The organism is Streptomyces sp. NPDC090032 (assembly GCF_044748025.1).
GTDB lineage: Bacteria > Actinomycetota > Actinomycetes > Streptomycetales > Streptomycetaceae > Streptomyces.
The window spans coordinates 608,988-620,702 of the sequence record NZ_JBIVFF010000002.1 but is presented as its reverse complement, the minus strand read 5'-3'; the positions used below and the strand labels follow the sequence as shown (position 1 = coordinate 620,702).

The 11,715-nt window shown below is 70.2% G+C and carries 13 protein-coding genes and 1 pseudogene; 7 read left to right on the top strand and 7 right to left on the bottom strand.

The features are described 5' to 3' along the window. Positions 1-153: 153 nt before the first annotated feature. The 4 genes and pseudogenes from istB to ACIPWY_RS06555 form a co-directional block, all read left to right on the top strand. Positions 154-846, top strand: coding sequence for an IS21-like element helper ATPase IstB (istB, locus tag ACIPWY_RS06570; protein ID WP_393699018.1), 693 nt, complete (start codon positions 154-156; stop codon positions 844-846). A gap of 61 nt (positions 847-907) precedes the next feature. Further along, complete coding sequence (locus tag ACIPWY_RS06565; protein ID WP_393698834.1) at positions 908-1,249, top strand: hypothetical protein; 342 nt, start codon at positions 908-910, stop codon at positions 1,247-1,249. A gap of 163 nt (positions 1,250-1,412) precedes the next feature. Further along, positions 1,413-1,763 carry a hypothetical protein gene (locus ACIPWY_RS06560; protein ID WP_393698832.1) on the top strand — a complete coding sequence of 117 codons (351 nt, stop codon included), beginning with the start codon at positions 1,413-1,415 and terminating at the stop codon, positions 1,761-1,763. A gap of 37 nt (positions 1,764-1,800) precedes the next feature. Beyond that, positions 1,801-2,235: pseudogene (locus tag ACIPWY_RS06555) on the top strand (hypothetical protein); the annotation flags it as partial. A 9-nt stretch (positions 2,236-2,244) separates the two neighbouring features. Here ACIPWY_RS06555 and ACIPWY_RS06550 read toward each other — a convergent pair. The 5 genes from ACIPWY_RS06550 to ACIPWY_RS06530 form a co-directional block, all read right to left on the bottom strand. After that, the gene (locus tag ACIPWY_RS06550) at positions 2,245-2,631 is read right to left on the bottom strand and encodes a PPOX class F420-dependent oxidoreductase (RefSeq protein WP_362900301.1); all 387 of its coding nucleotides are present in this window, start codon (positions 2,629-2,631) and stop codon (positions 2,245-2,247) included. 328 nt (positions 2,632-2,959) lie between these two features. Further along, on the bottom strand, positions 2,960-3,136 hold the full coding sequence (locus ACIPWY_RS06545) for a hypothetical protein (protein WP_362900303.1): 177 nt from the start codon (positions 3,134-3,136) through the stop codon (positions 2,960-2,962). A 42-nt stretch (positions 3,137-3,178) separates the two neighbouring features. Then, positions 3,179-4,156: a hypothetical protein gene (locus ACIPWY_RS06540; RefSeq protein ID WP_393698829.1), complete on the bottom strand. Its 978-nt coding sequence runs from the start codon at positions 4,154-4,156 to the stop codon at positions 3,179-3,181. Positions 4,157-4,293: 137 nt separating this feature from the next. After that, on the bottom strand, positions 4,294-6,399 hold the full coding sequence (ligA, locus tag ACIPWY_RS06535; RefSeq protein ID WP_393698827.1) for an NAD-dependent DNA ligase LigA: 2,106 nt from the start codon (positions 6,397-6,399) through the stop codon (positions 4,294-4,296). A 72-nt stretch (positions 6,400-6,471) separates the two neighbouring features. Further along, positions 6,472-6,951, bottom strand: a complete 480-nt coding sequence (locus tag ACIPWY_RS06530; protein ID WP_393698825.1) for a DUF4188 domain-containing protein — start codon at positions 6,949-6,951, stop codon at positions 6,472-6,474. Between the two features lie 88 nt (positions 6,952-7,039). On the opposite strand from ACIPWY_RS06530, the gene ACIPWY_RS06525 reads away from it, so the two are divergent. Beyond that, the gene (locus tag ACIPWY_RS06525) at positions 7,040-7,681 is read left to right on the top strand and encodes a MerR family transcriptional regulator (RefSeq protein ID WP_362900311.1); all 642 of its coding nucleotides are present in this window, start codon (positions 7,040-7,042) and stop codon (positions 7,679-7,681) included. Positions 7,682-7,703: 22 nt separating this feature from the next. Here the strand turns inward: ACIPWY_RS06525 and ACIPWY_RS06520 are convergent, their stop codons facing one another. Continuing rightward, positions 7,704-8,303: a TetR/AcrR family transcriptional regulator gene (locus ACIPWY_RS06520; protein ID WP_393698823.1), complete on the bottom strand. Its 600-nt coding sequence runs from the start codon at positions 8,301-8,303 to the stop codon at positions 7,704-7,706. 160 nt (positions 8,304-8,463) lie between these two features. Between ACIPWY_RS06520 and ACIPWY_RS06515 the strand changes: the two genes are divergently transcribed. After that, complete coding sequence (locus ACIPWY_RS06515) at positions 8,464-9,966, top strand: APC family permease (RefSeq protein WP_393698821.1); 1,503 nt, start codon at positions 8,464-8,466, stop codon at positions 9,964-9,966. Between the two features lie 3 nt (positions 9,967-9,969). Next, a complete protein-coding gene (locus ACIPWY_RS06510; RefSeq protein WP_362900317.1) occupies positions 9,970-10,833 on the top strand; it encodes a carbon-nitrogen hydrolase family protein in 864 nt (287 codons plus the stop codon). A gap of 49 nt (positions 10,834-10,882) precedes the next feature. Here the strand turns inward: ACIPWY_RS06510 and ACIPWY_RS06505 are convergent, their stop codons facing one another. Beyond that, a complete protein-coding gene (locus ACIPWY_RS06505) occupies positions 10,883-11,656 on the bottom strand; it encodes a sulfite exporter TauE/SafE family protein (RefSeq protein ID WP_362900319.1) in 774 nt (257 codons plus the stop codon). Positions 11,657-11,715 lie beyond the last annotated feature (59 nt).

Sequence of the window (11,715 nt, the reverse complement as noted above, 5' to 3'; positions counted from 1 at the left end):
TGGCTTTGTCGAGCAGTAGTGACGTCGCTTGTCGCATGCTGCGGCTGCCATCGATCCGCCACGAGTTCACCGAGATCGCCGACCGGGCGATGAAGGATCATGTAATTCCTCAGCCCGACTTCTCCTAATTGGCCATGGGCCCTCGATGCCCGCCTGGCCCAGGCCCATGGCGGCGAGCTCGGGCACCTGGACTTCCTGCAGGTCCTCTGCCAGGACGAGATCACCCGCCGCGAGACCGTCGCCTTCCAACGACGTCTAACCCGGGCGAAGTTCGAGCAGCAGGTCACCCTGGAGGAGTTCGACTTCACTGCCTCCTCGAAGCTTCCGGCCGCCCAAATCCGCGATCTCGGAGCCCTGCGCTGGCTTCATTCGGGCGAGTCGGTCATCCTCTTCGGCCCGGTCGGGGTCGGAAAGACACACGTCGCCCAGGCCCTCGGCCACCTCGCGGTCCGCCAGGGCGCCCACGTCCGGTTCGCCAAGACCAGCCGGATCCTTGCGGACCTCGCCGGCTGCCACGCGGACCGCACCTGGGACAAGCGGATCCATGAACTGGTACGGCCCGACGTGCTCATCCTCGACGACTTCGCCATGCGCCAGCTCGGAGCGTCCCAGGCTGACGACCTATACGAGCTGGTCAGCGAACGCCAGGGCCGGTCCCTGATCATCACCAGCAACCGGGCGCCCAGTGACTGGTATCCACTCTTCCCCAACCCCGTCGTCGCCGAGTCACTTCTGGACCGGCTGATCAACACGAGCCACCAGGTCATCATGAACGGCCCCAGCTACCGCCCGAACAAGCGGCCCAAAAACCCGACCGACAAGCCTGCCAAGCCCACGATCGCCTAGGACCGCGTCCCGGAGGGCCGGGCTGGCGAGGACGTCGGTCCAGGATGAGATCGTTTCCCACATGGCCGACACAGACGAAGCAGAAAACGCCGTTGAGCATGCCGTCATCACTCACTATCGACTGGCCGATGACGGCCTCGGCGAGCCAAGCCAACGGGAGGTCGTCCGTCAGTCCCATTACCTGCTGACCGAAGCGATCGAGCAAGCCGACGTCGGCGAGTTCGACGGAAACGAATACGGAGGAGGCGAGGTGGTCCTCTACGCCTACGGACCAGACGCCGACGCACTCTTCGCTGTCATGGCACCCATCCTGAACGGCCTGCCGTTCCGGCCGGCGCACGTCGTCTTGCGCTACGGCTCCGTCGATGACCCATCGGCTGCCGAGCGTCGCGTCGACCTCTGACAAGGCGGGTCACAAGCCCCCCAGCCAGACGGGCACCTGGGGAATTACGTGAACTTACTCCTGGGGAATTACGCGAATGTCCACACGCCCACCTGGACGGCACGCACCCCCTGGCCGAGGAGCAGTTGACGCGGCTGTGCCACGTGGCCGGTTCTTCGAAGCCGTGTACCGCAACGGTGTCTTTTCCCGCCGCCGCAATCTGCTGGCCCAGGCCGACGCCGACACGCGCCTGGATCACCTCACCGCCGCGGTGCCTCGGTACGTGCTCAAGGACATCTCCGAGCAGATGCAGCTCTCCGACAAGCCGTTCGCCCCGCTGCGCGCGCTGCCACCCCATGAGCAGGTGTGCGGGCCGGTGTTCGCCGGCAGCAGCGTTCTCGGTGGTGCCGACGCGGACTTCATCACCGACGGTCTGCTGATCGACTGCAAAGCCTCCATCCGCCCGCATAGCATCGCTGGCTCCTCGGTCCTGGCTTTGTTCGCGAGTTGCGAGAACGCCTGTAGCTATCGGTGAGGCGGGGGCTTCGGATGTAGGGCTCGGGATCGAAGCCGCGTGGTCGCTGCGCGGGGTGGCCGACGTGCTGTCCGTCCGGGGCGAACCCGACCGTGCGCTGTCCCTGCTCTCCGAGGCCGAGGGCATCTGCCGCGCGATGGATCTGGCGAGCGCGCTCGCGTACAACCACAAGATGCGCGCCAACGTCCTTTACCGGGACGGGCGTTACGAGGCGGCCCGGGACGTCTACGCCTCGGCGCTGGCGGAGTTCCGCGCCCTGCACGAACCGCGTGGTGTGGCGTTGTGCCGGCTCGGGCTGGTCAAGTCGCGCTCCCGGCTCGGCCACGACCGTCGCGACACGCTCGCCGAACTCGACGTTCTCGAGGCCGACTTCACGCGGATCGGGCTGCGGCACGCGCGGGAGATGGTCGTCGCGTTCCGCGCGGAGACGGCTGTGGGCCCCGTTCGGCCCGAGCGCCGGGAAGCGGCCTGACCGCCGCGTTCACTCGCCGAGTGTGATGCGGATGCCTACCGTGCCGTCGAGGCCGCGGCGCAGCCGGCTGCCGAACAGCGTCACCTTGCCGAGCAGGCCGTACTTGCTCCGGATCAGGTTGCGATAACGCGCCGTCACCTCGGGGGAGCAGATCTCCGCCGTGGCGGGCAACTGATCGCCGGTCGGGTTGCCGCGGGCGTCGCACGGACCCACGAGGACATCCGCGCGGTTGCGGATCCGCTTCACCTTCCAGGAGTTCGCGGCGGTCCACGCACCGAGTGCGGACCCGTCCCTGACCACCCAGACCGGGGTGGCCACCGGGGTGCCGTTCTTCCGGAAGCTGGTGACCAGGAGGTACTTCCCGGCGCCGAGCCGCGCGAGCCGCGTGGTGTCCATGCCTCGATTCTACGGCGCCGCGGCGGGCGGCTGCCGGGATCCTGTCACGTTCGTCGCTCCGTGTGTGAACGTCGCAACAAATTGTGAAGAAGGTGAAAGCCTTCTCTGCATCTGGGTGATCCGCGCCTTCGGTCTCGCCCGGGCCCGCCACGATGATCACGCCGCGCGCCTCCTCATGGCATCCGGATCGGGGTGCGCAGGGCCAGGAGACTCCAGAAGCGCCGACGCCTTCGGCGCTTCTGGAGTCGTGCGGGCCGAGCGGCCGCGGGGGTCGGCGCAGAGCCCTCGCGATGGCGGTGGTCGGGCAGAGCCTTCGCCGGAAAGGCGGTCAGCGCAGCGCCGTCGCCAGGAAGGTGGTCAGCGACAGCATGAGCCCCACTATCGCCATCAAAAGCGTCCCGTACTCACGCCAGGCCCGAGGCCGGCGCTCCGCCTCGGCCGGATGCTCATCGGGGCGCGGGGCGGTGGCATCGGCGGGGCTCTGCTGTCCGGGCGACTGAGTCACACCGGGTCAACTCCCCGCCGGGCCAAGGCGATGCGGCCGAGATCAGCCACGCAGGACGACTCCGTGGCGGGTTCGCATTCTCCGCAGCTCCCACAGGGCGACGGCCGTGACTGACAGCGGGCCACCCAGCAGGGAGCAGAGCTGTGCCGCGACCGGGCCTTTCGGCATGCCCTGATCGATCAGGTTGAAGACCGCCACCGCCCAGACCAGTACGGCGGTCAGCACGGCGGGCAGCATCGGATGCACGTGGGCGGTGTTGAAGGCGGTCTTGGCGGAGTAGAGGGAGGCGAAGAAGAGGAACGGCAGGCCCCAGACGATGACGGTCAGGACGACGAGCGCGCTCAGGGCCGCCGCCCACTTGGGCAGCTTGTCCAGGTAGCCGCTGTTGATCGCCACCACGCACACGGTGACGAAGACAGCCACGGACCCCACATACCAGGCCACCGTCTTGAGCGGTCCCTTGAGCCGGGCGCGCAGCGCCGACCGCAGGTGGGGAGGGGCGTACAGGATGAAGCCCAGGACGACGAGCGGACCTGTGACGATCAGCAGGACCGGCGTGATGAGCAGGTTGCCGAAGCCGTCCTCCGCCGCTCCGTGCCACGCCTGCTCGCCCTTGCCGTAGTAGAAGGCCAGGGCGAGCGTGGCGAGGAGGCCGAGGACCGAGCGGAAGATCTGGACGCGCACCACCAGGGGGTCGTTGATGCGGACGCCGCCGTCCTGCACGAAGAGCCGGGTCGCCACGCGGTGTGCCGAGTGGATGATCGCGGAGACGATGTTGAGGCCCGGCACGCGGCGCAGCGGGTTGCGGCGGCGGGGCGCCACCGGCACCCGCGGCGGGCCGTACGGGTACGGCCCGCCCTGGGGCGGGATCGGCTGTGGCGGGTACGGCGCCTGCCCGGGCGGCGGACCGTAAGGTCCGGACGGTGGTGGGCCGTACGGGTTGCCCCAGCCCGGACCCGTCGGCGCCTGTCCGCCGTTGTTTCTGGGGCCGTTGTCCGGTCCCCATCCCCCCGATGCCATGTGTCCTCCACGCAGGGCCGTCGACGACCCTTGTCTCCGGTGCGGCGCATGGTCGAGCGCCTCGTCGGCGAAGCAGTCTAGAGCACCTTTTCGGCCAGGACAGTCATCTGCGCAGCCTCTCCACGGACGGCCTCACATCACTCCAGAACGTTCGCGACGAGTTCGGCGAACTCGTCCGGCGTGGCAAGGCGGATGCCCAGATCCTCGGCCTTGGCCCGCTTGGATCCCGCGCCCTCACCGGCGACGACGAGCGAAGTGCGCTTGGAGACGCTGGAGGAGGACTTGCCGCCGGCCCGCTCGACGAGTTCGTTCATCTCATTGCGGCTGAGCTTCTCCAGAGGGCCGGTCATGGCTCCCGTGACGACGACGGTCATGCCGTCCAGCGGGCCTGCGTCGGCCGCCCGTTCGCCCGCTCCGTCCTTCTCGGCCTCTTCCTCCGGGGCGGGCGGGGTCGCGCCGGGTTCCGTCATGTTCACCCCCGCTGCCGCCAACCGGTCGATGAGCGGGGCGAGTTCGGCCAGCTCGGAGACGATCACCGGGGCCTTCTCGGCGCCGATGCCCTCGACCCGCTGCATCGCCTCGGCGTCCGCGGCGCGGATGTGGTCCATCGTGGCGAAGTACCGGGCGATACGGCGGGACATGGACCGTCCGGTGCCCCGCACTCCGAGGGCGCACAGCACCCGGGACAGCGGCTGGGCCTTGGCGGCCTCGATCGCCGCGAGGAGGTTGTCCGTACTGGTCTCCCCCATGCGGTCGAGCGCCAGGAGCCCGTCACGGGTGAGGGCGAAGAGGTCGGCGAGATCGGTGACCAGGCCCGCGTCGACGAGCTGGACGACGCGGGTGCCGCCGAGGCCTTCGATGTCGAGCTGGTCGCGGCCGGCCGCGTAGGACAGCGAGGCCACCAGGTGGCAGTTCCTGCCGCGCTCGCAGCGCCAGCGCTGCTCGCTGGTGTCGATGCCGGAGCCGCACTGCGGGCACACGTCGGGGAAGACGATCGGCTGTTCGTCGCCGGTGCGCAGGTGGGCGACGGGCGCCTCGATGCGGGGGATGATGTCGCCCGCCTTGTAGACCATCACGTGGTCGCCGAGCCGCAGGTCGCGGCGGGTGATGTCGGCCGGGTTGTGCAGCGTGGCGTACGTGACCGTGCTGCCGTCGATGTCGACGGGTTCGAGTACGGCGCGCGGGGCGATGACGCCCGTACGGCCGACGTTCCACTCGACGTCGAGGAGGCGGGTGATCTTCTCGACGGCGGGCAGCTTGAAGGCGATGGCCCAGCGCGGGGCGCGCGTGCCCGATCCGGCGGCTTCCTGGTCGGCGGCGAGGTCCGCCTTGACGACGATCCCGTCGATACCGAACGGCAGCTCGGCGCGCAGGCCCGCGATGTGCTCGACCCGGGCGAGAACCTCCTCGACACTGTCGACGGTGAGTCCCGAAACGGCTGTCGTGGCCGGTGTGTTGACCCCGAGGGCTGCGGCGCGGTCCATCAGCTCGCCGTGGGCCAGGGAGTGCAGCGCTTCGGCGTGTTCGGCCGACGTGTCCGGCAGGGGCAGCAGGCCGTACGCGAAGAACGTCATCGGTACCGTGTAGGCGCGGTCCTTGGCCCTGAGGGTGCCCGCCGCGGCGTTCCTCGGGTTGGCGAAGGGGGCGCCGCCGTGCTCCGTACGCACCTCGTTCGCGTGCTCGAACTGGCCGATGGTCATGAGGACTTCACCCCGCACCTCGACCGTGTGCGCATCGGTCAGGCGGTCGGGCAGGCGGTCGGGCAGGCCCTCGATGGTGCCGATCGCGTGCGAGACGTCCTCCCCGGCCGTCCCGTCGCCCCGGGTGATCAACTGCGTGAGGCGGCCCTCGTGGTAGCGCGCGGCGATGGCCAGTCCGTCCAGCTTGGGCTGGACGTTCCACCGGGTCACATCGCGCCCGATCCTGCGGGCCACGGACGCGGTCCACGTGGTGAACTGCTCGCTGTCGAAGACGTTGTCCAGGCTCAGCATCGGGACCGTGTGCGGCACGTCCCCCTCGACGGCGCCGCCCGCGACCTTCCCGGTCGGCGACTGCGGCAGCACCGCGTCGGGGTGGTCCGCCTCGTACGCGGCGACGGCCCGGACGAGCCGGTCGTACGCGTCGTCGTCGAGGGCGGACGTCCCGCCCGTGTAGTAGGCGCCCGCCGCCAGGGACGCGTCCGCGACGGCCTGGGCATAGGCAGCGGCATCGGCCAGGACGAACTCACCAGAAGTCGTTGTCATGCTGCCATCGTGCCTGGTGGCACTGACAATCGACCGGAGGCGACGGCGGCGCCCGGACTCAGGGACTCCGCTTCACACCCGCAGCCGGTCCTGCGCCTGCACCCCGTCTTCGAGGCCCGCGACGCCGAACGCCCTGGCGAGACCCTGGGCCGGCATGTCGCCGTAGATCGTCTCGTAGGAGCCCTCGGGTACGACGTAGGTCTCGTGCCAGATCCCGACGTGCGTCGCGCCCTTGCGGGCGTACCGGTTGATCCGCGCCCACCACGGCTGATGGCGCTTGTCCGGGGCCGCGGCGTAGGCGAGCAGCTTCTCCTTCGACTCCCAGTACTGGACGACCATGTAGGTGCGCGGCGAGCCGGTGAGCAGGATGTGGTGCAGGAGCCCGAGGGAGCGGTCGCGGTTCAGTTCCCTGATCATCATGGGCATCGCGACGAACACGGGCAGCCACCGGTGGACCGCCCAGAAGTGGTTGATGCGCATACCGATGAGGAAGACCACCACATCCCCCTGCATGCCCGCGGTCGTCCGTCCGGTGTTCGTCCTCGTGCCCATGTCGCCCCCGATTCGGCTGGGTTGGGGAGTGCCACCGCCCCGGCACCCGTGCTTGGATAGTGGCACTGCCCAAGAAGGGGTGCAAGAGATGCGACTCGCGGAACTCAGCGAGCTGAGCGGGGTCTCCATCCCCACCATCAAGTTCTACCTGCGGGAGCAACTCCTGCCCCCAGGGCGGCGGATCACGGCCACACAGGCCGAGTACGACGACTCCCATCTGCGCCGGCTGCGACTCGTACGGGCGCTGATCCAGGTCGGCCGGGTGCCGGTGGCGACCGCTCGCGAGGTGCTCGCGGCGGTGGACGACGACTCGCTGGGCCGCACGATCCGTATGGGCGCGGCCCTGTGGGCGCTGCCGCAGCCGCCGGAGGCGCCCGAGGACGACCCGGCCACGGTCGAGGCGGCCTCGGCCGTCGACCGCCTCCTGGAGGAGCTCGGCTGGGACTCCGCGCGCGAGATCGGCAGCCTCTCCCCCTCGTATCGGACCCTCGTCACGACGGTCGCCACGCTCAACCGTCTGGGCTACCCCTGCGGAACGCCCGAACTCGCCCCGTACGCACGGCACATGGAGCGTGTGGCCGAGCACGACCTCGACCGGCTCGACGTCTTCCCCGAGGAGGTGGAGAAGGTCGAGGCCGCGGTCGCGGCGGCGGTCCTGTACGAGCCGGTCCTCCTCATGCTGCGCAGGATCGCCCAGGAGGAGCAGTCGGTGCGCCGGTTCGGGATGTGACCGCGCGCCCGCGCGTCCCGCCTCACGCCGACGGGTCGAAGCCCGTGGCCATCCGGGCGTACCCGTGCAGCGCACCGATCACTTCGGTCCGCGTGCGGCGCCCCGCGAGGACCTCCATCTGGAAGCCGTCCTCCATCGCGACGAACCCGGCGGCGAGTTGGCCCGCCGGTTCGGCGAGAGTGAAGTGCCCCTGCGCCTCACCGAGGACCAACGTGGCGTAGTACACCGCAATCTGACGCTCGGTCAGTGCGGCGTCGAGAGCGGCCGCCCGGGGGTCGCGCAGGCTGCGTGGCCAGAACTCGAAGAGCAGCCGGGGCAGCAGGTCGTCGGGTCCGTCGGCGACGCCGTGCTCGACGCAGGCCCGCAGCCGGTCCCGCGCGTCCTGGAACTTCTCGGCGCTCTCCTCGCGCTCGCGGCTGAAGCGCTCGTTCGCCCGCTGGAACGTCTCGTACATCAGCTCGTCGAGGTCGTCGTAGTAGTAGAGCACCGCGGCCGACGTGACCCCCGCCTCCTCGGCGACATCGCGCAGTCGCAGCCCTTCGAGGCCCCGGCTGTGCAGTGCGCGGAGCGTGGCCTGGCGCAGTTGTGCGCGCCGCGCCTCCTGGTCCTTGCGCCGTCCCACGACCGCCTCCGTCCGATCCGATTCCGACCCGGCACCAGTCCATATCCCAGCCGATTCGCTGATGCCGGGGTAAAGATACCGAACCCAGTCTTGACAGGCCTCACGACTCGTTCGTTAAATCTCGGTTTAACGAAAAGTCGCCGCCGACCAGAAGGCCGCCGTGAACCCTGATCCCCCTCAGACACCCGCCCCCACCACCACGTCCCCACCGCCCGCCAAGGGCCTGCGGAGCGGGTCCGTCGGGCTGCTCGCCTCGGTGGCGCTCGGCCTCTCCTCGGTCGCCCCCGCGTACAGCATCGCCGTGACCCTCGGCTTCGTGACGATGGCCGTGGGCCACCTCGCGCCCGCCGCGCTGCTCCTCGGATTCGTGCCGATCCTGCTGACGGCCTTCGCCTTCCGCGAGCTCAACAAGGAGATGCCGGACTGCGGGACCACCTTCGTGTGGACGACGCGCGCCTTCGGCCCCTCGTCCGGCTGGCTCCTGGGCGGCTGGGTCACCCAGTTCGCCACGGTCACTGCCATGGCCGCGCTCTCCCAGGTGGGCGCCGGATACCTCCTCGGGCTCCTCGGCCTGGACTCACTGGCCTCCGACGAGACCGCGGTCGCCGTCACCGCGGCGCTGCTCATCGGGTCCATCACCGTCATCGCGTACCGCGGCCTCCAGCTCGCCGCGGTCGTCCAGTACGTGCTGCTCGGGCTCCAACTCCTCGCGCTCTTCGGTTTCGGCGCTGCCGCGCTCGCCCGGCACGGGGCGCTGACGCCCTCGCTCGCCTGGTTGGATCCGTTCGGCTTCGACAGCTTCGGCGCGTTCGCCAAGGCGGTCCTGCTCTGCCTCTACATCTACTGGGGCTGGGACGCGCTGCTCACCGTCAACGAGGAGACCCGCGACAGCGAGCGCACCCCCGGCAAGGCCGCGCTCATCTCGACGCTCGTCCTCCTGGTCACGTATCTGTTCACGGCGGTCGCCGCGATCAGCTTCGCCGGGACGGGCACTTCAGGCCTGGGACTCGGCAACGCCGGCAACGCGGCCGACGTCCTGTCCGCCCTCGGCCCGCCCGTCCTCGGCACGGCGCTCGCGAAGGGCGTCCAGCTCGCCGTCTGTGTCTCCGCGATCGCCGCGCTGCTCACCTGCGTCGTCGGCAGCTCGCGGGCCACGCTCTCGATGAGCGTCCACGGCGCGCTGCCCCAGGCGTTCGCCCGCATCCACCCGCGCCATCGCACGCCGTCCTTCGGCACCGTCTTCATGGGCACGGCGGCCGCGGTTCTCCTCGCCGCTCTGACCTGGCTCTCGCCCGCCTTCCTCGGCGACGCGATCCTCTCCATCGGCCTGCTCATCGCGCTCTACTACGGCGTCACAGGCCTGGCCTGCGTCTGGCTGTTCCGAGGGCAGCTTCGCCGCTCCTGGCGGGACGCGCTCCTCAAGGGTGTGCTGCCGCTCGCCGGCGGGCTGATGATGCTCGCCGCGTTCGTCCGCAGTGCGGTCGACATGACCGACCCCTCGTACGGCTCCACCTCACTGTTCGGCGTCGGCGGTGTTCTCCTGCTGGGCCTCGGCTCCGTCCTGCTCGGCCTGGTCGTGATGCTGGCGCTGCGCCACCGCTTCCGCTCCTTCTTCCGCGACGGCCGCACCGCCGTCACCCGACTGACCGTCACCGAGGACTGATCCATGCGCACGCTCAGCATCGCCGCCGTACAGACCGCCCCTGTCCCCTTCGATCCCGAGGCCACATGGGCGCTGTTCGCCGACCGGGTCCGATCGACCCGCGCCCTGCTTCCGCACGTCCAGCTCGTCGTCGTGCCCGAGCTCATGCTGTCCGCGGAGGCACCGCTGTTCGATGCCCGCGAGGACTGGATGGACAAGGCGGCCGTCACCGTCCCCGGACCGCTCACCGACCGGATCTGCGACCTCGCGCGCGAGACGGGCCTGTGGCTGATACCCGGCAGCGTCTACGAGCGCACCGCCGACGGCACCGTCTACAACACGGCGCTCGCCGTCTCTCCGCAGGGCGAGATCGTCGCCCGCTACCGCAAGGTCTTTCCCTGGCAGCCCTACGAAACGACGGCGCCCGGCAGCGAGTTCGTCGTCTTCGACATCCCGGACATCGGCAGGATCGGCCTCGCGATCTGTTACGACGGCTCGTTCCCGGAGACCGCACGCCAGCTCGCCTGGCTGGGCGCCGAAGTGATCGTCCAGCCCACCCTGACCACCACCAGGGACCGCGACATGGAGATCGTGTGCGCCCGCGCCAACGCCTGGACGAACCAGGTGTACGTGGTGAACGTCAACGCCGCCGACCCGGCCGCCGTGGGCACCAGCGTCATCGTCGACCCCGAGGGCACCATCCGCCAGCAGGCGGGCCCCGGCCAGGAACTCCTGGCGGACGTCCTCGACCTGGACGCCGTCACCCGCGTCCGCGAGTTCGGCTCCTCGGGCCTCAACCGGCCCTGGGCCCAGCTGGAGCGCTACGGCTCCAGCGTGCGGCTGCCGATGTACGGCGGCACGTTCCAGCCGCGACCCGACCGAGGCTGAACTCCTCGTCCCGGGCCCGCCCTTCGGTCACACGGGCGGGTCCGGGGCGTCAGGAGTGGAAGGCGAGGTACGGGGCCAGTGCCAGCAGTGTTCCTACCAGGGCGTACTTGAGGCGGCGCGCCGGCACGGCGTGGGCGATCTTCCACCCCACGATCACGCCGATCAGCTCGGGCACACCCACCAGCGCGGCGAGCCTCCAGTCGACCGAACCGTGCAGCACGTACCCGAGCGTGCCGATCGCCGCGATCACCACGGACTGCGCCTGCGCCGCGGCGAGCGCGGACAGCACCGGGAGCCCGCAGACGACCAGGAGCGGCACGCTCAGCATCGGTCCACCGAGGCCGAAGAGCCCGGCCGCGACGGCAACTCCAAAGCCCACCAAGGCAATTCGCGTGAGCGGCACGCTCACGGGCTCGCTCCCCGCGGCCCCGGCGCGCCGCTCGCGCACCCACACCAGGACACCCGTCACGGTGACGGCGCACGCGAGCAGGATCCCGAACCCCTGCCCCGAGACAAGGGTGTTGAGCTGGACACCGAGAGGTGTGCCGAGGAGGGCGGCCAAGGCGAGGACCGTCGCCGTGCGCCGCGTGGCCGCGTCCCGCAACTGTCCCGATCGGGTGTAGGCGGCCGTGCCGAGCGCGCCGGTCGCCACATGGGTGGCGATGGCGGTGCCCGCGACCCCGGCCGGGGACAGCCCGGTCAGCAGGAACATCCCGATCGTCGGCAGCACACCACCGGGCCCCACCGCGGTGATCCCGATGCCTCCCGCGAGCCCGAAGAGGGCGAGGAGAACCAGGGTGAGGACGTCGAGGTCCATGGGCATGGGGGTGCCTCCGAGGGCAGCGGGGAGGGGTGTCTTGCGGTCAGGAAAGGGGTGTACCG